This window comes from Paracoccus ravus (genome assembly GCF_004522175.1).
Lineage (GTDB): Bacteria > Pseudomonadota > Alphaproteobacteria > Rhodobacterales > Rhodobacteraceae > Paracoccus > Paracoccus ravus.
The window spans coordinates 24,762-47,839 of record NZ_SDEB01000016.1 but is presented as its reverse complement, the minus strand read 5'-3'; the positions used below and the strand labels follow the sequence as shown (position 1 = coordinate 47,839).

Annotated in this window: 27 protein-coding genes and 1 pseudogene; 16 read left to right on the top strand and 12 right to left on the bottom strand. The window is 64.5% G+C overall.

The annotated features are described in order from the left end of the window. The first annotated feature begins 4 nt into the window (after nt 1-4). Nucleotides 5-988 (top strand): tetraacyldisaccharide 4'-kinase, encoded by a 984-nt coding sequence (gene lpxK / locus ESZ60_RS13555; RefSeq protein ID WP_167620154.1) that lies wholly within the window; start codon nt 5-7, stop codon nt 986-988. Here the strand turns inward: lpxK and ESZ60_RS13550 are convergent. From ESZ60_RS13550 to ESZ60_RS13540, 3 genes are read right to left on the bottom strand one after another with little or no spacing between them, the layout of a single operon-like run. Next, nucleotides 970-2,094, bottom strand: coding sequence for a CaiB/BaiF CoA transferase family protein (locus ESZ60_RS13550; RefSeq protein WP_134681260.1), 1,125 nt, complete (start codon nt 2,092-2,094; stop codon nt 970-972). The two genes, lpxK and ESZ60_RS13550, sit on opposite strands and share 19 nt — an antisense overlap. Then, the gene (locus ESZ60_RS13545; protein ID WP_134681259.1) at nt 2,091-2,747 is read right to left on the bottom strand and encodes a DsbA family protein; all 657 of its coding nucleotides are present in this window, start codon (nt 2,745-2,747) and stop codon (nt 2,091-2,093) included. Before ESZ60_RS13545 ends, ESZ60_RS13550 begins: the two co-directional genes overlap by 4 nt. Continuing rightward, the gene (locus ESZ60_RS13540; protein ID WP_245155699.1) at nt 2,744-3,298 is read right to left on the bottom strand and encodes a DUF721 domain-containing protein; all 555 of its coding nucleotides are present in this window, start codon (nt 3,296-3,298) and stop codon (nt 2,744-2,746) included. Before ESZ60_RS13540 ends, ESZ60_RS13545 begins: the two co-directional genes overlap by 4 nt. Nucleotides 3,299-3,388: 90 nt before the next feature. Here ESZ60_RS13540 and mutY point away from each other — a divergent pair, with 90 nt between their 5' ends. Both mutY and ESZ60_RS13530 read left to right on the top strand, forming a co-directional pair. Next, nucleotides 3,389-4,417 carry an A/G-specific adenine glycosylase gene (gene mutY, locus ESZ60_RS13535; protein ID WP_134681310.1) on the top strand — a complete coding sequence of 343 codons (1,029 nt, stop codon included), beginning with the start codon at nt 3,389-3,391 and terminating at the stop codon, nt 4,415-4,417. A gap of 33 nt (nt 4,418-4,450) precedes the next feature. After that, a complete protein-coding gene (locus tag ESZ60_RS13530; protein ID WP_209021300.1) occupies nt 4,451-5,584 on the top strand; it encodes an alkane 1-monooxygenase in 1,134 nt (377 codons plus the stop codon). A 91-nt stretch (nt 5,585-5,675) separates the two neighbouring features. On the opposite strand, the gene ESZ60_RS13525 is transcribed toward ESZ60_RS13530, so the two are convergent. The 4 genes from ESZ60_RS13525 to ESZ60_RS13510 all read right to left on the bottom strand — a co-directional run bounded on the left by ESZ60_RS13525 (nt 5,676) and on the right by ESZ60_RS13510 (nt 9,180). Next, nucleotides 5,676-6,806 carry a site-specific DNA-methyltransferase gene (locus ESZ60_RS13525; protein WP_134681257.1) on the bottom strand — a complete coding sequence of 377 codons (1,131 nt, stop codon included), beginning with the start codon at nt 6,804-6,806 and terminating at the stop codon, nt 5,676-5,678. Between the two features lie 88 nt (nt 6,807-6,894). Then, complete coding sequence (locus ESZ60_RS13520; RefSeq protein ID WP_134681256.1) at nt 6,895-7,527, bottom strand: ribonuclease HII; 633 nt, start codon at nt 7,525-7,527, stop codon at nt 6,895-6,897. Next, complete coding sequence (locus ESZ60_RS13515; protein WP_134681255.1) at nt 7,524-8,003, bottom strand: ureidoglycolate lyase; 480 nt, start codon at nt 8,001-8,003, stop codon at nt 7,524-7,526. Before ESZ60_RS13515 ends, ESZ60_RS13520 begins: the two co-directional genes overlap by 4 nt. Before the next feature lie 25 nt (nt 8,004-8,028). Continuing rightward, nucleotides 8,029-9,180, bottom strand: coding sequence for an MFS transporter (locus tag ESZ60_RS13510; RefSeq protein WP_134681254.1), 1,152 nt, complete (start codon nt 9,178-9,180; stop codon nt 8,029-8,031). Nucleotides 9,181-9,546: 366 nt separating this feature from the next. Here ESZ60_RS13510 and ESZ60_RS13505 point away from each other — a divergent pair, with 366 nt between their 5' ends. From ESZ60_RS13505 to ESZ60_RS13495, 3 genes are all read left to right on the top strand, one after another. Next, nucleotides 9,547-10,227 (top strand): GntR family transcriptional regulator, encoded by a 681-nt coding sequence (locus tag ESZ60_RS13505; RefSeq protein WP_245155698.1) that lies wholly within the window; start codon nt 9,547-9,549, stop codon nt 10,225-10,227. Between the two features lie 99 nt (nt 10,228-10,326). Beyond that, nucleotides 10,327-11,862 carry a L,D-transpeptidase family protein gene (locus ESZ60_RS13500; RefSeq protein WP_134681252.1) on the top strand — a complete coding sequence of 512 codons (1,536 nt, stop codon included), beginning with the start codon at nt 10,327-10,329 and terminating at the stop codon, nt 11,860-11,862. 22 nt (nt 11,863-11,884) lie between these two features. Then, on the top strand, nt 11,885-12,697 hold the full coding sequence (locus tag ESZ60_RS13495) for an extensin-like domain-containing protein (protein WP_245155697.1): 813 nt from the start codon (nt 11,885-11,887) through the stop codon (nt 12,695-12,697). Nucleotides 12,698-12,708: 11 nt separating this feature from the next. On the opposite strand, the gene ESZ60_RS13490 is transcribed toward ESZ60_RS13495, so the two are convergent. Further along, a complete protein-coding gene (locus ESZ60_RS13490) occupies nt 12,709-14,022 on the bottom strand; it encodes a FliI/YscN family ATPase (RefSeq protein ID WP_134681250.1) in 1,314 nt (437 codons plus the stop codon). A 98-nt stretch (nt 14,023-14,120) separates the two neighbouring features. On the opposite strand from ESZ60_RS13490, the gene ESZ60_RS13485 reads away from it, so the two are divergent. The 10 genes from ESZ60_RS13485 (at nt 14,121) to ESZ60_RS13440 (ending at nt 19,696) form a co-directional block, all read left to right on the top strand. After that, on the top strand, nt 14,121-14,507 hold the full coding sequence (locus tag ESZ60_RS13485; RefSeq protein WP_134681249.1) for a FlgB family protein: 387 nt from the start codon (nt 14,121-14,123) through the stop codon (nt 14,505-14,507). 11 nt (nt 14,508-14,518) lie between these two features. Next, nucleotides 14,519-14,911, top strand: a complete 393-nt coding sequence (gene flgC, locus ESZ60_RS13480) for a flagellar basal body rod protein FlgC (protein ID WP_134681248.1) — start codon at nt 14,519-14,521, stop codon at nt 14,909-14,911. A gap of 13 nt (nt 14,912-14,924) precedes the next feature. Next, nucleotides 14,925-15,203 (top strand): flagellar hook-basal body complex protein FliE, encoded by a 279-nt coding sequence (fliE, locus tag ESZ60_RS13475; RefSeq protein ID WP_134681309.1) that lies wholly within the window; start codon nt 14,925-14,927, stop codon nt 15,201-15,203. 5 nt (nt 15,204-15,208) lie between these two features. Continuing rightward, nucleotides 15,209-15,475 (top strand): flagellar biosynthetic protein FliQ, encoded by a 267-nt coding sequence (locus tag ESZ60_RS13470; RefSeq protein ID WP_134681247.1) that lies wholly within the window; start codon nt 15,209-15,211, stop codon nt 15,473-15,475. Nucleotides 15,476-15,477: 2 nt separating this feature from the next. Continuing rightward, a complete protein-coding gene (locus ESZ60_RS13465; RefSeq protein WP_134681246.1) occupies nt 15,478-16,194 on the top strand; it encodes a flagellar hook-basal body complex protein in 717 nt (238 codons plus the stop codon). A gap of 11 nt (nt 16,195-16,205) precedes the next feature. After that, entirely contained in the window at nt 16,206-16,991 is a 786-nt protein-coding gene (gene flgG, locus ESZ60_RS13460; RefSeq protein WP_134681245.1) for a flagellar basal-body rod protein FlgG, read from the top strand. Further along, nucleotides 16,991-17,407: a flagellar basal body P-ring formation chaperone FlgA gene (flgA, locus tag ESZ60_RS13455; protein ID WP_134681244.1), complete on the top strand. Its 417-nt coding sequence runs from the start codon at nt 16,991-16,993 to the stop codon at nt 17,405-17,407. The genes flgG and flgA overlap by 1 nt, the downstream gene beginning before the upstream one ends. 17 nt (nt 17,408-17,424) lie before the next feature. Continuing rightward, nucleotides 17,425-18,165, top strand: a complete 741-nt coding sequence (flgH, locus tag ESZ60_RS13450) for a flagellar basal body L-ring protein FlgH (RefSeq protein WP_134681243.1) — start codon at nt 17,425-17,427, stop codon at nt 18,163-18,165. A gap of 7 nt (nt 18,166-18,172) precedes the next feature. Next, on the top strand, nt 18,173-18,688 hold the full coding sequence (locus ESZ60_RS13445) for a flagellar basal body-associated FliL family protein (RefSeq protein WP_245155696.1): 516 nt from the start codon (nt 18,173-18,175) through the stop codon (nt 18,686-18,688). 63 nt (nt 18,689-18,751) lie between these two features. Beyond that, nucleotides 18,752-19,696, top strand: a complete 945-nt coding sequence (locus ESZ60_RS13440; protein WP_134681242.1) for a glycosyltransferase family 2 protein — start codon at nt 18,752-18,754, stop codon at nt 19,694-19,696. Between the two features lie 18 nt (nt 19,697-19,714). Here the strand turns inward: ESZ60_RS13440 and rfbA are convergent. The 4 genes and pseudogenes from rfbA to rfbC form a co-directional block, all read right to left on the bottom strand. Continuing rightward, nucleotides 19,715-20,608: pseudogene (rfbA, locus tag ESZ60_RS13435) on the bottom strand (glucose-1-phosphate thymidylyltransferase RfbA). Next, entirely contained in the window at nt 20,605-21,456 is an 852-nt protein-coding gene (gene rfbD, locus ESZ60_RS13430; protein ID WP_134681241.1) for a dTDP-4-dehydrorhamnose reductase, read from the bottom strand. Before rfbD ends, rfbA begins: the two are co-directional and overlap by 4 nt. Further along, nucleotides 21,453-22,490 (bottom strand): dTDP-glucose 4,6-dehydratase, encoded by a 1,038-nt coding sequence (gene rfbB / locus ESZ60_RS13425; RefSeq protein ID WP_134681240.1) that lies wholly within the window; start codon nt 22,488-22,490, stop codon nt 21,453-21,455. The genes rfbD and rfbB overlap by 4 nt, the downstream gene beginning before the upstream one ends. After that, nucleotides 22,487-23,068, bottom strand: coding sequence for a dTDP-4-dehydrorhamnose 3,5-epimerase (gene rfbC / locus ESZ60_RS13420; RefSeq protein WP_134681239.1), 582 nt, complete (start codon nt 23,066-23,068; stop codon nt 22,487-22,489). The genes rfbB and rfbC overlap by 4 nt, the downstream gene beginning before the upstream one ends. Nucleotides 23,069-23,078: the final 10 nt, after the last annotated feature.

Below are 23,078 nucleotides of genomic sequence, written 5' to 3'. Positions count from 1 at the left end.
CCTGCTGCGTGCCCCCGATTTCTGGTTCCGCCCTCCCGGGACAGCCGCACGCCTGCTTTCCCCGCTGGGCGCGTTATATGCCGCGGGCACCGGGCGGCGCTTGGCGCGGGGCGAGCGCATCCGCCCCGGGGTCCCGGTGATCTGCATCGGCAATATCAATGCCGGAGGCACGGGCAAGACGCCCTCGACCATCATGCTGGCCCAAATGCTGCAGGCGCGCGGAGTTGCGGTGCATATTGTCTCGCGCGGTTTCGGCGGGAGCGAAAAAGGCCCGCTGCGCGTCGAGGAATCGCGTCACCGCGCCCAAGAGGTCGGGGACGAACCCCTGCTGATGGCGGCCTTTGCCCCGGTCTGGGTGTCGGATGCGCGGCTCGCGGGGGCAAGGGCGGCGGTGGCCGCAGGGGCGCAGGCGATCCTGCTTGATGATGGCTTTCAGGATCCTTCGCTGGCCCATGACCTGTCGCTGGTCGTGGTCGATGCGGCGCGGGGATTTGGCAACGGGCTTTGCCTGCCCGCCGGGCCATTGCGCGAACCCGTCGATCGCGGCCTTGCCCGCGCCGATCTTCTGCTGTCGATCGGCGAACCAGATGCGCAACAGCGTTTTGCCGCGGAATGGGGCGCGCGGATCGCATTGCCGCATCTGCGGGGCAGGCTCGCGCCGCTTCGGACCGGCATGGACTGGCAGGGGCTGCAGGTTCTGGCCTTTGCCGGGATCGGCCATCCAGAGAAGTTCTTTGCCACGCTGCGCGGGCTTGGGGCCAGGATCATCCGCGCCGAACCGCTCGAGGATCACCAGCCCTTTACCCCCGCCCTGCTGACGCGGCTTGAGACCGAGGCACGGCTAATCGGTGCGCAGCTTGTCACCACCGAGAAGGACGCGGCGCGCCTGCCGCGCAGCTTCCGGCCAAAGGTCCTGGCCCTGCCGGTCAGGCTGGAGCTTGAGGATTCCGCGCCATTGACCGAACGGCTTCAGGCGCTGGGGCTTTGATCGGCAGCGCCCAGCCGCGGCGAGGCGCGCTCGAGCGAAAGTTCCGCATCCGAAAACCGGATCGGCAGGCGCAGGCCCGGCACACCTTCGGGGGCGATGCGCAATCCGCGGGCAAGGATCTGGGGATCGGCAAAGACATCGGCCATGTCGTTGATCGGCCCGGCCGGCACACCTTCGGCCTCGAGCGCGGCCAGGAGCGCATCGCGCTGCCACGCGACCGTGACCGCCGAAAGCGCGGCGGAAAGCGCCTCGCGATTGGCGATGCGAACAGCGTTGCTGGCATAGGCCGGGGCATCGGCTAAGGCAGGCAGGCCCAGCACATGGCACAGGCGGCGATATTGCCCGTCATTCCCGGTCGCGATGATGATCCAGCCATCGGCGCAGTCAAAGACCGCATAGGGCACCAGATTGGGATGGGCATTCCCCAGCCGCGAGGGCGCGACGCCGGTCGCCAGGTAGTTCATCGCCTGATTGGCCATCACCGCCGTCGCCACGTCGAACAACGCCATATCGACATGCTGGCCCCGTCCGGTCGCGTGGCGCTGATTCAATGCGGCGAGGATGCCGACGACGGAATAGACCCCGGTAAAGATATCGACCACCGCGACGCCGACTTTCTGGGGCTGGGCATCGGGTTCGCCGGTGACGCTCATCATCCCGGACATGCCCTGGATGATATAGTCGTAACCCGGGCGATGGGCATAGGGTCCGGTCTGGCCAAAGCCGGTCACGCTGCAATAGACGAGGCGCGGGTTCAGGTCCGCCAGAGTTTCGTAGTCCAACCCGTATTTCGCCAGGCCGCCGACCTTGAAATTCTCGATCAGGACATCCGCATCCGCGGCCAGTTCTCGCACCTTGGCCTGACCCTCGGCGGTGCGGAAATCGGCGGTCACGGACCGCTTTCCACGGTTCGTCGCATGGAAATAGGCGGCCGAGCTTTCGCCGTCATGCTCGATGAAGGGCGGGCCCCAGCGGCGGGTATCGTCGCCGTCGGGGGATTCGACCTTGATGACCTCGGCCCCCAGATCGGCGAGGATCTGACCGGCCCAGGGGCCGGCCAGAATGCGGGCAAGCTCGACGACCTTCAGGCCGGCAAGTGGCGTCACTGCTTCCCGGCCTCGGCGAGCTTGGCGTCGAGGATCTTCTTCATGTCGTCCCAGGGCTGGTTCTTGACCGTCTCGCCATTGACGATAAAGGTCGGCGTGCCCTCGATCTTGTCCTCGGTGGCGTTTTTCTGGAAGGTCGCGACAAGATCCGCGACCTTCTGCTGATCCGCCCAGCAGGCATCCATCTGCTCGGCGCTCATGCCGGCCTTGGCACCGACCTTACGCAGGTTCGCGGCGATCTCGTCACCGGACTTCGCGGCCAGCCAGGTCTTCTGGTCGTCGAAAAGCAGATCCGAGACAGCGTAATATTTCGCATCGCCCCCGCAGCGCGCGAGGATGCCCGCCCAAAGGCCGACCGCATCGAAATAGACATCGCGCTGGATGAACTTGACCTTGCCCGTATCGACATATTCGGCCTTCAGCTTGGGCCAGTTCTCGCTATGGAACGCCTGGCAATGGCTGCAGGTGAAGCTGGCATATTCGATGACGGTCACCGGCGCGTCGGCGCTGCCCAGCACGATGTCGTCGAGGATCTTGCCTTCGGGCATCTCGGCCTGGGCAGGGGCGGCTTCCTGCGCAATGACCGGCGCGACCGCGGCCAAGGTCAGCGCAGCCGTGGCGGCGGCGATCAGCGAGCGACGAGTTGAGATCATGGATTGGCCTTTCGGTCGTTGGTGTCCCGGCGGGACAGGATGTTCAGCGCCATCTGCCGCATCGCGGCCGAAAGCTGGGGGTCGTCGAAGCCCTGCGCGATTTCCTCGGCGCGGGCCAGACGGGCGGGATCGGGCGGCGCGGTCCGGCGCGGCCCGGCAAAGCCCGCCTGCTCCTCGGCAAAGCCCGAGGCATCGGCAAAGCCGGTCGGCGCGGTCTGGGTCAGGCTGATCCGCGAGACCGCATTGAAACCGTAGCAGGCATTCACCTTTTGGCGGATCTGTTCCAGCTGCATGGTGATCATCGGTGCACGCGCACCCGCCACCAGCAATGTCAGCGTCGCGCCGAAGCCCTTGCCATGGCTGATTTTGACGGGGCGAGCGTGGGCTGCGATCTCGGGGCCGACCACCTCGGGCCAGTTGGTCAGAAGCCGTGCCACCGCGAAGCCGCGGCTCTCGCCCGCGGAACGCACCCGATGCGCGACAAGGCTTGCCGCGGCTTCGAACCCGCGCATCCGGCGGCGCGGGAAAGTGTCGGGTTTCTTCTGGGCCATAGGGGGACCATGTGATTAATCTGGCGCGCAGTCTGGACCGAGCCGCGCCCGGACGCCAGAGCGGAGAACTGATAATTGCGTGACCCGAGGATGATATCCGCCGAATTGCTGGGATGGTACGACCGCCATGCGCGGACCCTGCCCTGGCGCGTGCCGCCGGGCCGGGGTCAGGCCGATCCCTATCGCGTCTGGCTCTCGGAAGTGATGCTGCAACAAACCACCGTCGCTGCGGTCAAGGCCTATTTCGAGCGTTTCACCGCGCTTTGGCCGACGGTCCGTGACCTCGCCCGCGCCCCGGATGAGCAGGTCATGGCCGAATGGGCCGGGCTGGGCTATTACGCCCGGGCCCGCAATCTTCTGGCCTGTGCCCGCGCGGTCGCGGCCCAAGGCGCATTCCCCGAGACGCGCCAGGGATTGACCGCGCTGCCGGGCATCGGCCCCTATACCTCGGCCGCGATCGGCGCGATCGCCTTTGACAGGCCCGAGACGGTGGTGGACGGCAATGTCGAGCGCGTCATCTCGCGGCTTTTCGCGCTGGAAACGCCGCTGCCTGCCTCGAAATCCGAAATTCACGAAATTGCGGGGCGGCTGACCCCGGCCAAGCGCCCCGGCGATTATGCGCAGGCGATGATGGATTTGGGCGCCACGATCTGCACGCCGCGCAGCCCCGCCTGCGGCATCTGCCCTGTGAATGAATTCTGCGAGGCACGCCGTCTCGGGATCGCGCCGGATTTGCCGCGAAAGGCGCCGAAAAAGGCAAAACCCCAGCGCTCCGGCCGGGTCTGGATCGGCTTTTCGACGGATAAGGTGCTGGTCGAGACCCGCCCGGAGAAAGGCCTGCTGGGCGGCACGCTGGCCTTTCCGTCGAGCGATTGGGACGGCTCGGACCTGCCTCCCCCCGCCCCGGCCGATTGGCAGGAACTGGGGCTGGTGCGCCATATCTTCACCCATTTCGCGCTGGACCTGACGGTGATGAGTGGCGAGTTGACCAGCCGCCCGGAACGCGGCAGGCTCGTCCCGCTTCGCGAATTCAGCCCCGGCGCCCTGCCCGGCCTGATGCGCAAGGCATGGGCGCTTGCCCGTCCGCTTCCCGCCCGCCCGCGACCCGATGTCGCATAGGCCAGCCGACGTTTCCTGCATGATGGTTGACTGATGTCCGATGCCCGCGCCCGCCTGTTCGATGCCCTGCCCTTCTGGCTGTCGCTGGGAATGGTGCCGCTGGCCATGATCGCTGCCCGTTTCGGCGGCTGGTGGTGGGTGCTCATGCCGCTCTATGCCTGGTATCTGATGACCATGCTGGACGTCGTGCTGGGCCTGAACTCGGAAAATGCAGATACCGACACGCCCGAGGCACTGCTCTTCTGGCATCGCGCCATCACCGTGATCTGGTTTCCGCTGCAGGCCGCGATGATCTTTGGCGGTATCTGGTTCGCTACGCGCGGGGAATTGTCGGGGCTGGAAAAGCTGGGGCTGTTCTTTGGCATCGGCACGGCCTCGGGAACCATCGGCATCGTCTATGCCCATGAATTGCTGCATCAGAGGAACCCGGTCGAGCGATGGCTGGGCGATCTGCTTCTGGCCTCGACGCTCTATTCGCATTTCCGCACCGAGCATCTGCTGATCCATCACAGTTGGGTCGCGACGCCGCGCGATGCGGTCTCGGCGCGGTACAACGAGGGTTTCTTCCGGTTCTTCTGGCGCGTGTTGCGCGATTGCCCGAAAAGCGCCTGGGAGGCCGAGGCGCGCCGTCTTGCCCGCGCGGGACGCTCGAAACTCGATCGCCGCAACCCGTTCTGGCGCTACGGCGCGCTGCAACTCGCGATGCTGGCCCTCGCTCTGGCTCTGGGCGGGATTCAAGGGCTTTTGCTGTTCCTGTGGCAGGCATTCGTCGCGGTCTGGCAGCTCGAACTGACCAATTACGTCGAACATTACGGCCTGACCCGCAAGCATCTGGGCGAGGGCCGATATGAGCATGTCCTGCCGCGCCACAGCTGGAATGCCTCGCACAAGGCCACGAACTGGCTGCTCATCAATCTGCAGCGTCATTCCGATCACCATTACAAGCCCGACCGCCGCTTTCCGCTGCTCCAGACCTATGGCGAGGAAGAGGCCCCGCAATTGCCGATGGGCTATCCGGCGATGACCTTCCTTGCGATGATCCCGCCCTTGTGGCGGCGACGGATGAATCCGCGCGTCCGCGCCTGGCGGCGGCAATTCTATCCCGAGATCAAGGATTGGTCGGCCTATAACAGCGGCAATCTGCCCAGGCCGCGCAACGCGCTTTAGCAAAAAAGACCCCGCCCGGCGGATATCCGCAGGACGGGGCAAGGGGTCCCGGCCGCGCCAGAGCTCGCGGTGGTCCGGGACGCGGCGAAACTCAGTTCGGTCGCCCCTTGTCGGCCTCCATCTCGGCGCGAATTTGCTGCCGCAGCATGTCGATCGGGACCATCTTGCCCTCGCGGCGGTAATGCCAATAGGTCCAGCCATTGCAGGTCGGCGCGCCTTCCAGCGCCGCGCCCACCTGATGGATCGAACCCTTGAGTTCATGGCCGACGATGCTGCCATCGGCACGCACCTTGACCTTGTGGCGGCTATCCATCGAGAAAAGCTCTTCGCCGGGGCGCAGCATGCCGCGCTCGACCACCTGACCAAAGGGGACGCGCGGCTCGGCGCGCTTGGCCTTGGTGGTGGCAAGCGCCTCGTTATCGAGCTTGCGCACGCGGGAGATACGCCTTTCGGCGACCTCGCGGTAAGCCTGTTCGCGTTCGATCCCGATGAAATTCCGGCCCAGCATCTTGGCCACCGCCCCCGTCGTGCCCGTCCCGAAGAACGGGTCCAGCACCACATCGCCGGGATTGGTCGAGCCGATCAGCAGCCGATGCAGCAGCGCCTCGGGCTTTTGCGTCGGATGGGCTTTCGCGCCGTCCTTGTCCTTGAGCCGCTCTCCCCCGGTGCAGATCGGGAGCACCCAGTCCGAGCGCATCTGCACACCCTCATTGAGAGATTTCAGCGCCTCGTAATTGAAGGTGTATTTCGCGTTCTCGGATTTCGACGCCCAGATCATCGTCTCATGCGCATTGGTCAGCCGCTTGCCCCGGAAATTCGGCATCGGGTTGGTCTTGCGCCAGACCACGTCGTTCAGGATCCAGAAGCCCTGATTCTGCAACTCGGCCCCGACACGGAAGATATTGTGATATGAGCCGATCACCCAGATCGCGCCATCTGGTTTGAGGATGCGGCGCGCGGCGGCCATCCAGTTCCGGGTGAAACGGTCATACGCCGCGAATCCCCCGAACTGGTCCCAATGGTCATCGACCGCATCGACGCGCGAATTGTCGGGCCGGTGCAACTCGCCCTTCAATTGCAGGTTGTAGGGCGGATCCGCGAAAATCAGATCCACGCTATTGGCGGGCAGCTTCTTCATCACCTCGACGCAATCGCCCGCCAGGATCTGGTTGAGCGGGAGCGCCCGCGCGGATGCGCGGCTTTTGGGAGCATGCTTCGTCATCACTGCCTCGGATTTCGGCTATTTGTCCGCCGATATGGTTGTGGCGATGATGATTCACACATGATTCGGCGTCAAATTCTTTTTTGAATCAAGCGCTTGCGATCAGGGGTTTACACAAGATATTGTGGACAGGCGCGAAGCTGCGCCGATGATGTGGTGTCACCCCCAGATCGCTGAGCGCCTGCAGATGGGCTTTTGTCGGATATCCGGCATTGCCTTCCCAGCCGTAGCCGGGGTGCTGTTGCGCCAAATCCACCATGATCCGGTCCCGCGCAACCTTGGCGAGGATCGACGCGGCCGCGATGGAGAGGCTCAGCGCATCGCCCTTGATCACGGGCTTGGCGCGCAGCTCCAGTCCCCGCGGCAGCATATTCCCGTCGACCAGCACCATGCAGGGCCGCTGTCGCAGGCCCGCAAGGGCGCGGCACATTGCCAGATGCGATGCGCGCAGGATGTTCAATTCGTCGATCTCGGCAATGCTGGCATGGGCGACGCACCAGTCGCAGCTTTCCATGATCAGCGCGGCCAGAGCGTCGCGCCGCTTGGCGGTCAGCTGCTTCGAATCGTTCAGCCCCTCGGGAATTCGCTCGGGATTCAGGATCACCGCCGCAGCCGTGACCGGACCGGCCAGCGGTCCGCGCCCGACCTCATCCACGCCAGCGACAAAGCGCGCGCCGCCCGCGATTTCGAGTTCCTCAAGGCTGTAATCCGGCATGCTCATGCCCGCACCGTCACAGGCGCGATGACGACCTCTTCGAGATTCGCGCCCTCGCCATCGCGATCGACGACGAGAAAATCCGCCGGGCGATCCAGCGGCGTCAGAACCCCGTGCCAGACACCCGCCCGAAGATTGACGCCCACGCCCGCAGGAACCAGGAAGGCAAGCGGCGCGCCGGGGCGGCCATTCTCGTCCGGGGCGACGATCGAAAGCCAAGGGCCCGAACCGATCGGGAAAAAGGCCTGCGAGCCCAGCGGATGGCGTTCGAGCAGGGTGCAGTCATAAGGCAGGCTGACCGGCTCGGAGCGGAAGATCGAGATGATCGCCTCGCCCCCGCCGCGCTCGACCGTCGCCAAGGCGTGATGACGTTCGCACCGACCGGCATTGATCAGCCGGGTCGGAGCCTCGCGGGTGGCCAGGATCTCGCCAAAAGGTGCGAAGGCTTCGGCCGAAATCGGCCTGATGGTAATGCTGCTCATGTTTTTTTCCTGTCTGGGCGGCTTCTCAGCGATGTTCCATCCGCGGAAGGAAAACCGTCAACAGGCCCATCAGAGGAAGGTATGCGCAGATTTCATAAACAAATTCTATCCCGCGCGCATCCGCCACGAGGCCCAGCAGGGCCGCGGCAATTCCGCCCATCCCGAAAGAGAAGCCAAAGAACAACCCCGCCACAAGTCCGGTCCGTCCGGGGACGAGTTCCTGCGCAAAAACCACGATGGCCGGAAAGGCCGAGGCAAGAACCAGCCCGATTAACACCGTGAGGATCCCCGTCGCCGCCAGCCCGACATGGGGCAGCAGCAGCGTGAAGGGCAGGATGCCGAGGATCGAAAACCAGATCACCTTGAGCGGTCCGATTCGGTCTCCGACCAGCCCGCCCAACATCACGCCAGCTGCCATGCCGCCCAGAAACAGGAACAACATGACCTGGGACTGCTGCGTGGTCAGGCCGAACTTCTCGATCAGGTAAAAGGTGTAATAGCTCGAGATGCTGGCCGTGTAGATGTTCTTGCTGAAGGTCAGCAGCGCCAGAATGCTGATCGCGGCGATCACCCTTCCGCGCGCCAGAGGAAGGTCGCGCGGGGCCTGCGCCCCGGCAGCCTTGCGGCGGCCTTCGGCCCAGGCTCCGATGCGCCACAGGATCGCGGAACCCAGCAGGGCCGTCGCCGAAAACAGCGCGATGGACGGCCTGCCCAGCGGCACCACGATAAAGGCCGCGAGCAATGGCCCCAGCGCCTGCCCGAAATTGCCACCAAGCTGGAACAGCGATTGCGCCGTGCCAAAGCGCCCCCCGGAGGCGATGCGGGCCACGCGCGAACTTTCCGGGTGAAACACCGAGGATCCCACGCCGATCAGCATGGCACCCGTCACCAGCACCCAATATTCATGCGCGAGCGCCAATAGCAAAACCCCGCAAAAGGTCGAACCCATGCCCACCGCCAGCGATCCCGGCATCGGTCTGCGATCGGTGATCGCCCCCACCACGGGCTGCAAAAGCGATGCGGTCACCTGAAAGGCAAAGGTCATCAGGCCGATCTGCCAATAGGACAGGGTGAATTCCTGTTGCAGCAGCGGATAGATCGCCGCGAGCAGCGACTGCATCACGTCGTTGATCATATGGCATAGGCTGATCGCCACCAGAACCGGCCATACTGTCATCGTGGAACGGGTTACGTGAATTGCACTGGCTTCCGACACGCAGGCACCTCTTGCTTGACGCGCGGACAATCTTCCCCGACCCGAAGATTGTCAACGCGCCACCACCCGACTGGTTCACGTGAATAAGAATTTTTCTTGACCTATATGGATCTATTCCGTCAAAACCTCTTCTTGTTAGTTAACGCCGTTCCCGACGGGCATAGCTTTCCCGATCTAGGTACAGGCGGGAAGAAAAGGCTTTTCCTGTCGACCGTATCGAGTCCACCACCGACCATCATACGGAAACTATTGCATATAATGTCTCATATTCCCCAAGGATTTTCCGCAGCAACCGCTGTTCTGACTGCCCCCTCGCGCCGCAAGGGAATGACGTGGCAAGCCGTGCAGGATATTGTCCTGGAGCGCATCCAGACCGGGATCTGGAACGAAGGTGAATTGATCCCCACAGAATGCGAACTCGCCGCGGAATTGGGCTGCGCGCGGGCGACTGTGAACCGGGCCATGCAGGCCTTGGCCGAGACCGGCGTCGTCGAGCGCCGGCGCAAGGTCGGCACACGCGTCACCGCCCATCCGCGCGTCCAATTGGTCCGGACGCTGCTGCGGCGCGAACTCGAGGCGGCCGGTCACCAATATGGCTACCGCCTGCTCGCCGCCGAGGAAGCCGTCCCGCCCGCCGAAGTCGCCCAGGCCATGCTCTTGCGCAAGGGCGAGACGCTGCTGATGAGCCGCGCGGTCTATTTCGCCGACAATATTCCGCATTGCTGCGAGATCCGCTGGACGAACACCTTTGCCGCGCCCGGTCTCAGCCCGGCCATACTCGAGGGTCTCAGCGCCTGCGAATGGCTCTTGGGCAATGTGCCCCTGAACCGCGCGAGCATGTCGATCGGTGTCTCGACCGCCGACGGCCCCTTCATCGCTCCGGCGCTGAACCTGCCCCAGAACGACCCGGTTCTGGAACTCGAACGGCTGGAATGGCTGAACAATATGCCGGTCTCGCTGTCGCGCCGCTACTTCCCGCGCGATCACCGGTTTGCCGGGCAGATGTGATCCGGACGATGCGGCGAACCCTTGCCAGGACGCCGCATTCGGCGCAAATTCGCGTCACAGGCAAATAAAACAATAAACCAGAACGAGTAGATTAAGAACATGTCCTCCCGCGTTCCTCATGCAGGCGCGCTCTTGCGCCTATCGCTGATTTCGGCTGCGATTCTCGCCGTCAGCACCCCCGCGCGGGCACAAACTGCCGTCCGGCCTCCGGTCCGGGCGGTGGAAGTTACGGCGAACATGCCCGTGCAGGCTGCCGTCTCCGCCGAGTTGCAGGGTCAGTCCGGCACCGGCGCGGCCAAGGCGTTGAAATCGGTCTCGGCCCAAGATCTCGAGGATGCGGCCTATCGCGGCGGTGACTTGCCCGATGGGCAATCCGCCCTCACCGCCAAGGTGCAGGTCCTCCTTGACCGCTCGGGCATCTCGCCGGGGGTGGTCGATGGCTGGCGCGGCGGCATGAGCGAAAGCGCGATCAAGGCGTTCCAGCGACGCGCCGGATTGCCGATGACCGGCCGGATGAATTCTGATGTGTGGTCCCGTCTGCAAGCCTATGCAGGCGAGCCGATCACGAATTCCTACACGATCACCCAAGCGGATGCCGAGGGTCTCGTGGACCGCATCCCGACCGACTATGCCGAAAAGGCGGCGATGACATCGCAGGGCTACACTTCGGTGCTGGAAAACCTGGCCGAACGTTTTCACATGGATGAAAAATTCCTCGCCAAGCTCAATCCCGGCGCGGCCTTCCGGCCCGGCGAGACGATCAGCGTGACACGTCCCGCAAAGCCGATCCGCGCGACCGTGACCCGCATCATCGTGGATAAGGAAACCCGGCGGGTCGCCGCCTATGATGCCAATGGCCGGATGGTCGCGGATTATCCCGCCACGGTGGGCTCTTCTGACACGCCCTCGCCGCATGGTACGCATAAGGTCAACGCGATCGCGCTCAACCCGACCTATACCTATAACCCGCAGCGCAATTTCAAGCAGGGCGAGAACGATCGCGTGCTGATCGTGCCGCCGGGTCCGAACGGGCCGGTGGGCAATGTCTGGATCGACCTCAGCGAGCCGACCTATGGCATCCACGGAACCGCGACGCCTTCGCGGCTGTTCGTCAACCAGTCGCATGGCTGCGTGCGGCTGACGAATTGGGATGCATTCGAACTGGCGCATATGGTCAAGGCAAATGTCACGACGGTCGAGTTCCTGGCCCCCGGGGTCGGGATCGCGGATGTGACACAGGCAGTCGCGCCCGGGCCGCAGGCCTCGGGACTGGTCCTCAGTTCTGCCCGCCCGCCCATGCGCGCATCCACCGCCGGCCTAATCGGCCAACCGGCCGAGACCGTTCAAGCCGAGATCCAGCCGAGTGACGCCACACCGCGTGTCCGCGCCAAGGCCATCGCTGCCGCCGTGCAGGAAGCCGCCTCGACCGTCGCGGTGAGCATCATCACCGGCACACGTCCCCGAGCAGCCCCGCCCGAACGCGGCGAGCCGCTGAGCGAAGCCCTGGCACGCGCCGAAGCGCTTGCCGATGACATGCTGGCGCAGCGCGCGGCGGATATGGCCGCGACAACCGCGCTGAACGATGTCACGGGCCAGAAACTGCCGCCACCCGCCAAGCCGGTTTCGGTGGAATAACCAAATGCGGCTCCGGGCGGCGATGCTTGTGCTTCTTCTGCTGCCCGGTTTCCTGCATGCCCAGGCGCCCCGCCCCGAGCCCCGACCGGCGGCAAACACCGCGCCGATGCCCGACCCCAGCCCCGCGCCCGAGCCGAAGCCTGAGCCCGAGCCCGGACCCGAGCCTAAGCCTCAGCCTGAGCCTGAGCGCAGACCCGAGTCCGAGCCTGCGCCGCTCTCGGCCGAAACAGCCGAATCCGATGGCCAGCCCGACCAAATCCCCGAGACCAGCGCCTTTGACCACGCGGCATGCCTGCTGGAACTCTCGCTGCTTGGCGCGGAATATGATGAGCCAGAGGCCATTACCGAGCCCGGACAACCCGGTTGCGGTATCCGGCGGCCGGTTCGCCTGCATGCCCCATTGCCCGGCCTCAGGATCGAGGGCGGGGGTGCCTTGATGCATTGCGACACCGCGCGAAGCCTGGCCCATTGGCTGCGCGACGTCTTGCGGCCCGCGGCCTCCCGGCTGCCGGATCGACCTGCACTTAGTGAGCTGGTTCCCGGCTCGACCTATCAATGCAGGCAGACGATCGGCGGCACGGGCGCGAAACTTTCGGAACACGCCACCGGAAACGCCTTTGACCTTTCGGCGCTGGTCTTTTCCGATGGCAGCCGCATGGAGATTGCGCCGCGCGACGGCGACGGCGATATGGAAATGGCGTTTCAGCAGGCGATCCGCGCCGGTGCCTGCCTTTATTTCTCGACGGTTCTGGGTCCGGGCAGCAATGCCGCGCATGACGACCACCTGCATCTCGACATCAAGCCGCGCAAGGGCGGATTCCGGCTTTGCCAATGAGGCAGGCCCCGTCACCTGCCGGGCTGGAGCGCCGATGACAGCATCTGAAAGCTTTCGGGCACGCTGCCGCTCTTGCGCGTAAAGAACGCGTCGAGCGCGGGATAGATGCGGACCGCCTCATCAAGCCGCGCATCCGTACCCTGGGCGTAAAGACCGGCGCGAATCATCAATTCGGATTCGGCATAAAGCCCAAGCGCGGCGCGGGCTCGGGCGAGTTGGCCATTCTCGGCCTCGGTCGCGGCATGGGGCAGCGAGCGCGACACCGAACGCAGCACATCCACCGCCGGGAACCGCCCACGCTCGGCAATGCTGCGGTCCAGAACGACATGCCCGTCCAGCACGCCACGGAGAATATCGGCGACCGGTTCTTCCATGTCCGAGCCCGCGACCAGCACGCTGAAGACGGCGGTAATATCCCCGCTGCCCATCGCGCCCGGCCCGGCACGCTCGGCCAAGGACATGATGAGATGCGAGACCGACGGAGGAAATCCACGATAGCTGGGGCTTTCACCCGAGGCGAGCGCGATCTCGCGATGTGCCTCGGCAAAGCGCGTGACGGAATCGGCAAGGAAAAGAACATGCTTGCCCTGATCCCGGAAATGCTCGGCCACCGTCATGCCCGCCCAGGCGCAGCGCCGGCGCATCAGCGGCGACTGGTCCGAGGTCGCCGCCACGATGACGGCCCGCTTCATCCCCTCAGGGCCGAGCACCTCTTCGATGAATTCGCGCAGCTCACGACCGCGTTCGCCAATCATCGCGATGACGACCACATCGGCCTCGACCCCGCGCGCCAGGGCAGAAAGCAACGTCGACTTGCCCACACCGGAACCGGCAAAGAGCCCGATCCGCTGCCCCCTGACAATGGGAAGGAACGTGTCGAAAACCGCGAGTCCGCTGCGCAGGCGTTCGCCCAGCCGCTTGCGCTGCGTCGCCGGCGGCGGGGGGGCGCGAAAGCCGCGATCCTCCACGCCCGAGTCGATCGGATGCCCGTCAAGCGGACGGCCCAGCGGATCGATCACCCGCCCGATCCAGCTGTCGTCTGGTGCCAGAAGCGGCGCGAAAAGTAACTCGACCCTGATCCCGATGGACAGCCCCTCGGTCGAGCCATCGGGAAGCACCGAGACCTCGCCCCTGTCGATCGCGACGATCTCGCCGCCGCCTGCTTCGCCGGATTCGCGCAAGAATTCCACGCGATCGCCCACCGAGCCATGAACCACCAGCCCCGCGACCCGGACCAGCCCGCCACCGATCGAGACGACCTTGCCGAAATAGCGCGCCTTCCGAAGTCGCCGCAATTCGGCGGTAATCAGTTGAATTTTATCCATCACGCTAACCAGTCCCGTCTGAAAGGTGACATCCGCGAAACTGTTTCTAAACGAATTGAAGTTAAGACCGGGTTTATCGAAACAGAGGAGAAGCCTCGATGTTTGACCGGATCGACACCCTCCGGATGGCGTCTGCCCTGACGACCCATGCCGAGAACCGGCAGAAGCTCATCGCCCGGAATGTCGCCAATGCCGATACGCCCGGCTTTCGCGCCCAGGATCTTGCACCGTTTCCACAGAGCTACGGCGGGGGAAAGCCGCTCGAACTGCGCATGACGCGACCGGCACATGTCGCGGGGTCGGGCTGGTCCGCCTCGTCGAACGTCACCGACACGCAAGGCGAACCCGCCCCCAATGGCAACACCGTCTCGCTTGAGGAAGAGATGATCCGCTCGACTCAGGCAAAGCGGCAATTCGATCTGTCGCTTGCCATCACGCGCGCGTCGCTGGACATGATCCGGACGAGCCTGGGTCGCCGCGCCTGATGGGGGATTGGATGAAAACGCCAGCTTCCGCCGCCGATCTTGCCGCCTCGGGAATGCGGGCACAATCGGTTCGCCTGCGCCATGTCTCGGAAAACATCGCCAATATCGACACTCCCGGCTACCGCCGCAAGCTTGTGACCTTTCAGGAGGAAATGGATTTCGGCCGGGCAACAGGCGGGGTCAAAGCCAGTCCCACGCGCCTCGACCAGACCGAACGGCAGCGCATCTTCGAGCCGGCCCATCCGCTCGCCGATGACGAGGGTTATTACACCGGATCGAATGTCGATCTTGTCGTCGAAATCGCTGACGCGCGCGAGGCCGGGCGCAGCTACGAAGCCAATCTGCGCATGTTCGAGCAGTCCCGCCAGATGAGCAGCGCCCTTCTTGATCTGATCCGCCGATAGGAGCCCAGCCATGATGACATCGAGTATCGCCGCGGCCGCCGCCTATGACCGCGCCCGCCCCGCCCTTGCCCCGACGGGGGGCATGTCCGAAGAATTGCGTTCCGCCGCGGCCGAGTTCGCGCGGGTGATGCAGCAGGTGGATGTCTCGGCCCAGGCCGCCATGACGGGGGCCTCGGACACGCATCAACTGGTCCAGAGCATCACCCAGGCGCAGCTCGCGCTAGAGACGGCGGTGTCCATCCGGGACAAGGTTGTCGAAGCTTATCAGGAAATCCTGCGTATGCCGGTCTGACCGCGATGGATGAGAACCAGATTTTCGACATGGTGCGACAGGCTTTCTTGATCGCGGCGCGCATGTCCGCGCCGATGCTGATCGTCGCGCTTGTCGCGGGCGTGGTCATCGGCCTTCTGCAAGCGCTCACCTCAGTCCAGGAAATGACCCTGACCTTCGTTCCAAAGATCGGCCTGATGCTGGTGGTATTCTGGGTCAGCATGAGCTTCATGACCGAGATTCTCTCGGATTTCTTTACCGAGCAGATCATTCCCCTCGTCGCAGGAAGCTAGCCATGGACAATGCGATCTATGCTTCTTTGACGCGGCAATCCGGGCTGATGCGCGAAATGCGCGCGATTGCCAATAATATCGCGAATGCCAATACGACCGGCTTTCGTCGCGAGGGGGTGTTGTTCTCGGAATATATGGTCTCGCTGCGATCGGGCGGAGAGACGCTGGCGATGGCCAATATCCGGGGCCGGATGGTCGATCTGAGCCAGGGCGCGATGCAGGCGACCGGCAGCAGCCATGACCTGGCCATTGATGGCGACGGTTTTTTCATGGTCCAGACCCCCGAGGGCAACCGCCTGACCCGCGCCGGCGCCTTCGCCACCAATGCCGAGGGCGAGATCGTCAATCCCGACGGCCATCCCCTGCTCGATGACGGCCAGGCGCCGATCGCGGTTCCGCCCGGCACGCGCAGTCTGGGCATCGCCGAGGACGGGACAATATCGGCGGACGGGACACCCATCGGCCGGGTCGGCGTCTTCGAATCTCCGGATCCGGCGGATCTGCGCCATGTCGCCGGGACGCTTTTCGAGGCCCCCGAGGACCCCGAAACAGCAGAGGAAGCCAAGGTCCGGCAGGGCTTTCTCGAGGAATCGAATGTCGAGCCGGTGGCCGAGATCGCACGGATGATCGAGGTGCAAAGGGCCTATGAACTGGGCCAGTCCTTCCTGGATCAAGAGGACAAGCGCATCCGCCAGGCCATCACCTCGCTCACGCGTTGAAAGGAAATCAGATGAAGGCTCTTCAGATCGCCGCCACCGGGATGAGCGCCCAGCAGATGCGGGTCGAGGTCATCTCGAACAACCTGGCGAACATGTCCACGACCGGCTTCAACCCGCGACGCGCCGAGTTCTCTGACCTGCAATATCAGCAGGCGACTCGTCCCGGCACGCTGACCTCGACCTCGGGCGCGATGGTGCCGGCCGGCGTCCAGCTTGGGCTGGGGGTGCGCCCCGCATCGGTCGCGGTCATGCTGGGACAGGGTGGGCAGGTCCAGACCAATGGGGAACTCGATGTCGCGATCGACGGCAATGGCTATCTTGAGGTGATGATGCCCTCGGGGATTTCGGCCTATACCCGGGATGGCAGCCTGAAGCGCTCGGCCGAGGGGCAGATCGTCACCTCCGAAGGTTTCCCGCTGATCCCGGACATCACCATTCCGCAAGAGGCCAGCAGCATCTCGATCAGCCCCTCGGGCGAGGTCCTCGCCCATTTCAACGACCGGGTCGAGGCGGAAAATCTGGGCCAGATCACGCTTGCGACTTTTCTCAATGAAAAGGGGCTCGAGGCGATCGGATCGAACATGTTCCTCGAATCCCCTGCCTCGGGCGCGGCGATCGTTGCCGCGCCGGGCGAAGAGGGGCTCGGCACGTTGCGGGCCGGCTATCTCGAGGAAAGCTCGGTCGACCCGGTCCGCGAGATCACCGAGTTGATCAAGGCCCAGCGGGGCTACGAGATGAACTCGAAGGTCATCACTGCCGCCGATCAGATGCTGAGCGCCACGGTCCAGGTCCGCTGATGCGCAGCTTTTTCATCCTGCTCTGTCTTGCCACGCCCTGCCCCGCGCTGGCCGAAGCAATTTTTGCTGCCAGAACGCTGCATTCCGGGACCGTGCTCACTGCCGAGGATCTGCGCGGCGCGGATGGGGCCGCTCTCGATACCGACGCGGCATCGCATTTCGCGGGCAAGCAATTGCGGGTGATGGTCAGCAAGGGCCGCAGCATAGATCCCGCGCAGCTTTCCGCGCCGACCGTCATCGAGCGTAACCAGATCGTGACCATCGCCTATGAAAACACCGCCCTGCGCATCGAGACCGAGGGCCGAGCCCTGGGCTCGGGTGCCATCGGAGAGTCGGTTCGCGTGATGAACAACAGCTCCCGCACGACGCTGATCGGCCGCATCGCGCCGGACGGCACTGTCCTTGTGTCGCATTGACGGAACGGATTGCCAGAATGACGAGAAAGACCCGTTTCCTGTTGCTCGGCACAGCCCTTCTGCTGGGACTCGGCGCCTGCAGCCGTGCCGCGAATATCGGCCAGACCCCGCGGCTTTCACGTGCCGAGGACAGCGCCGAGTTCCGGGCCATGGTGGCCTCGGACAGCATGTATGACGGGCTGCCCCAGAGGGCGACGCAGAGCGCCTCGCTTTGGACCACCGCGCAGAATTCGCTCGTGGCCGAGCGGCGGGCCTCGGCGCGGGGCGATATCCTAACCGTCGTCATCGAGATCGACGACCGGGCCGAGATGCAGAACACATCCGGCCGCAGCCGCAGCGCATCCGACAAGGTCGGCATCCCCGCCCTGGCCGGACTGCCGCAGCGCGCCGCCGAGATTCTGCCGGAAGGCGCGGGACTTGATGAACTGGTCGATGCGAAAAGCGCCTCGGCCTATAAGGGCAGCGGAAACATCTCGCGCCGAGACAAGCTGACCCTGAGGGTCGCCGCAACGGTCGTCGAGCGCCTGCCCAACGGCGTTCTGCGCATCGAGGGCACCCAGGAGGTGCGCGTCAATTTCGAGGTCCGGGTGCTCACGGTCAGTGGCTTCGTCCGGCCCGCGGATATCGCCCGGCGCAACGAGATCGCCTATGATCGCATCGCGGGCGCGCGGATTTCCTATGGCGGTCGCGGGCAGATCAGCGATGTGCAGCAGCCCCGTTACGGCCAGCAGATTGCCGATATCGTGATGCCATATTGAGGCCATAATGTTGCATAAAATCATTGTTGCCGTCCTTGCCATTGCCGCCTTTGTCGGGGGCGCCTTGGGGGGCGAAATGCTTCGCGCCCGGCTCGTCGGACCGGGCGAGACCGCCAGCGCAGCGATTGGGGGCGATCCCCATGCCGGGACGGATGGAGCCGCAAACTCCGATGCGGCGCTGCTTGACGGCGAGCGCGAGGGCGATGACTGGTTCCGTTTCCCCAAGCAGTTCTTCGTGCCGATCCTGCGCAATGGATCCACCGATTCGGTCATGGTCCTGACCCTGACGCTGGAAATCTCGGCCGATGCCCGCCCCGAAATCGAGGCACGGGAATTCCGCCTGCGCGATGCCATGCTGAACGCCTTGATGATCGAATCGAATACCGGCGCCTTTGACGGGAATTTCACCTCGCAGCCCTCGTTGGACCGTTTGCGGAGCGCCCTTCTCAAGGCGGCGCGGCAGGCAGGAGGACCCAAGGTCGCGCGCGTCCTGATCGAGGACATCGCGCGTCAGCAGCAATGAGACGGGCTGGTCTGGAAGGCTCGCTGCTATATAGCGGTAGATGCAATTTCCCGGGTCAAGAACGTGCCGCCCCTCATCACCATCGTCATGGCCACCTATCAGGGGGCAGATTATCTTCCGGCCCAGCTCGACAGCATCCTGGCGCAGGATCATGCGCGATGGCGGCTGCTGGTCTCGGATGACGGATCGCGGGACGACACCTGCGGCATCATCCAGCATTATGCCGCGCGCGATCCCCTGCAAAGAATCAGCCTCATCGGCGGGCCGGGACGTGGCGCGACCGCGAATTTCCTGCATTTGATCCGTCGCGCCGATCCCGAGGCGTGGATCGCCTATTGCGATCAGGATGACATCTGGCATCGCGACAAGCTCTCCCGGGCGGTTGCGCATCTGGAACAGCGCCGAGAGGCCGCGGTCTATGCCGCGCGGACGACGATCTGCGACGAGTCCATGCGCATCCTTGCCCCCGCGCCGCATTTCCGCGGGCCGTTCAGCTTCCCGAATGCCCTGATCCAGGCCTGTCTGCCGGGCAATACGACCGTCGCGAATAGCGCGGCCTTGCGCATCCTGCAGGCCGGCGCGGAAGCGGCGGACAGGGCCGGGATCATTTCGCATGACTGGTGGACCTACCAGCTGCTTGCGGGCGCCGGTGCCGATATTCATCGTGACGAGGCACAGGTGCTGCTTTACCGCCAGCATGGCAGCAATGTGATGGGCCGCAATGACACGGCCAGCGCCAAGGGCGCACGACTGTCGATGCTCTTCGACGGCAGTTTCGCGGCTTGGCTGGCCGCCAATCACAACGCGCTTGAGGGCGCGGCGCATCTGCTCTTGCCCGAAAACCGCGAGCGGCTCGAGGGTTTTGGCAGATTGATCCACGCCGCGGGACCGGAAGCCGCAGCACGCATGATCGCGCTGCGGCTCTACCGCCAGAACCGCAGCGGAACGCTCGCAGTGCTGGCGGCAGCCTTCGCAGGACGCCTCAGGAAACCATCCGCTCCGGCCTGAGGCGGGCTCTCCCGGCCGTCAGGCCAAGAGCGAGCGAAGATATTTCCCGTAATCGTTCTTGGAGAACTTCCCGGCATTTTCCGCCAGTTTCTCGCGGCTGATCCAGCCGTTATTATAGGCGATCTCGTCGGGACATCCGGTCTGCATGCCCTGGCGTTGTTCCAGCGTGCGCACGAAATTCCCGGCATCGAGAAGGCTTGCATGGGTTCCGGTATCCAGCCAGGCAAAGCCGCGCCCCATGCGCTGGACCGTCAGGCTGCCCTCATGAAGGTAGGTTTCCAGCAAGGTGGTGATTTCCAACTCGCCCCGCTCCGAAGGCTTGACCTCGCGGGCCCGGGCGGATGCCGTCCCGTCCAGGAAATACAGGCCCGTGACGGCGTAATCCGATGGCGGGACCGGCGGCTTCTCGACGATCGAGACGGCCTTGCCGGCCTCGTCGAAATCGACGACGCCATAGCGCTCGGGATCGGCCACGCGATAGCCAAAGACCGTGCCCCCTTCGGCGCAGGCATCCGCCGCCTCAAGCATGAGGGGCAGGCCGTGACCGAAAAAGATGTTGTCGCCCAAGACCATGGCGGATGGCGCGCCGGCCAGGAAGTCCTCGGCCAGGATATAGGCCTGCGCCAGCCCGTCGGGCGAGGGCTGGACGATATATTCGAAACGCAGCCCCCATTGGCTGCCATCCCCCAGCAGGCGGCGAAACTAGTCGCCGTCCTCGGGGGTGGTGATGATCGCGATCTCGCGGATACCCGACAGCATGAGCACCGAAATCGGGTAATAGATCATCGGCTTGTCATAGATCGGCAGAAGCTGCTTCGAGACGCCCATGGTGATGGGATAGAGCCGGGTTCCCGAGCCTCCGGCCAGGATGATGCCCTTGCGTTGCGTGCCAGAATTTCGCGCTGCGTTCATGCTTTCAACTCCGTCAATACCTGCGTCAGGCCAAGGCGCCAGTCGGGACGGGAAATCCCGAAATCACGCGCGATCGCGCTGCAATCCAGTCGAGAATTCGCCGGCCGTCGCGCCGGGGTCGGATAGTCGCGGGTGGAAATGTCGCTGATCCGGCAGGACAGCCCTGCCTGGGCCATGATCTCTCGTGCGAATTGCGCCCAGGACACGTCCGGCGTTCCGGCGAAATGGTAGATCCCGCCTTTCTTGGCGTCAGCCAGCATCTGCGAGACCATTGAAAGGCAGGCGGCCGCGATATCGGCAGCGGGGGTCGGCCCGCCATGCTGATCGGCCACGACGCGCAACTCGTCGCGTTCGGCGCCCAGCCGCAGCATGGTCTTGACGAAATTCGCGCCATGGGCAGAGAACACCCAGGAGGTGCGCAGCACCGCCCATTGCCCTCCCGCCTCGGCAATCCCGCGTTCCCCGGAAAGCTTCGATGCCCCATAGACGCCCAAGGGGCCGGTCCCGTCGGCCTCGGTCCAAGGGCGTTCGCCCGAGCCGTTGAACACATAATCCGTCGAGATATGGACGAAGGGCACGCCCAGCCCGGCGGCCGCACGCGCCATCGCGATCGGTGCCTCGGCGTTGACCGCATGGGCCAGATCCGGCTCGGATTCGGCGCGATCGACGGCGGTATGGGCGGCGGCGTTGATGATCGCGCTGGGGCGCGCAGCCGCGATCAACTCGCCTAGCCGCGTGGCATCGGCCAGATCCGCCTGGTCACGCCCGAAAAAGCGCGCCTCGGGCGCAAGGCGGGCCAGGTCGGTCGCAACCTGGCCGCTGCGGCCGAAAACAATCAGACCCCTCATGCCTTGCCCAGCCTTTCCCCGACGCCCTGGCGCGCCAAGAGCGGCTGCCACCAATCGGCATTCGCAAGATACCATTCGACGGTCTGGCGCAGCCCCTGTTCGACCGTGACCGAGGGACGCCAGCCCAGTTCCGTCCGGATCCGAGTCGGATCAATCGCATAGCGGCGATCATGGCCGGGCCGGTCGGTGACATGGGTGATCAGCCGCTCATGCGGCGCGTTCTCGGGGCGCAGCTCGTCCATATGGGCGCAGATCGTGCGGACCAGATCTATGTTTCGCGCCTCGTTCTCGCCGCCGATATTGTAGCTGCGGCCCAGCTCGCCCTTTTCCAGGACCAGCAGCAGCGCATCGGCATGATCCTCGACATAAAGCCAGTCGCGGACATTGCCGCCATCGCCATAGACCGGGATCGGCCGTCCATGCAGCGCGTTCAGGATAACCACCGGCACCAGCTTTTCGGGAAAGTGGAACGGGCCATAATTGTTCGAGCAATTCGTGAGCACCACGGGCAGGCCATAGGTCTCGTGCCAGGCACGCACCAGATGATCCGAGGCCGCCTTGCTGGCCGAATAGGGGCTGCGCGGATCATAGGGCGTCTCTTCGGTGAATTGCCCCTCATCGCCCAGCGACCCAAAGACCTCGTCGGTCGAGATGTGGTGAAAGCGGAAGCCTTCCGGCCGCCCCTGCCCGAGCCAATAGGCGCGCGCGGCCTCAAGCAGGTTATAGGTGCCGGTAATATTGGTTTCGATGAAATCGCCCGGCCCGTCGATCGAGCGGTCGACATGGCTTTCCGCCGCCAGGTGCATAATCGCATCGGGCTCGTGGTCGGCCAGAACCCGGTCGAGCGCCGCGCGGTCGCGCAGATCGGCCTGCTCGAAGACATAGAGCGGGCTGTTCGAGACCGAGGCCACGTTTTCCAGATTGGCCGCATAGGTCAGGCTGTCGAGGTTGACCACCTCATGCCCGCGCCGCACGGCAAGCCGCACCACGGCCGAGCCGATAAAGCCCGCGCCGCCCGTGATCAGGATTTTCATAATGTCGCCTCGTAATCAAAAGGTCCCGTATAGGAAAACGGGCTGTCGAAATCCGCCAGCCGTGGCGCGGCCGCATCCTTGCCGGAAAGCAGGGGCGCGCCTGTCAGTCCCCATTCGATGCCGACGCTGTCCCAGGCCACCGCGCCGTCACATTCCGGCGCGTAATGATCCGTGCATTTGTAGCAGATCTCGGTATCCGGCGCGCGCGTGACAAACCCGTGCAGGAACCCCGCCGGAATCCAGAGCTGACGCCCGTTTTCAAAGGAAAGCTCTTCGGCCACCCATTTTCCGTAGCTGGGGCTGCCCTTGCGGATATCGACCGCGACATCGAGCAGGCTGCCCCGGCCGCAGCGCACCAGTTTTCCCTGGGCATGGGGCGGTGACTGGAAATGCAGCCCCCGCAGGGTCCCGGTTGCGGCCGAGAGCGAATGATTGTCCTGAACGAATTCCGGCAGGTCCAGCCCCGCCTCGCGCAGGGTGCGCCGGTTCCAGCTCTCCGAGAAGAAGCCACGTTGATCGCCATGCCGGCGGGGTTCGAGTATCAGCACGCCGGAAAGCGAACTCTGCCTGATATTCATTGGCATCTTC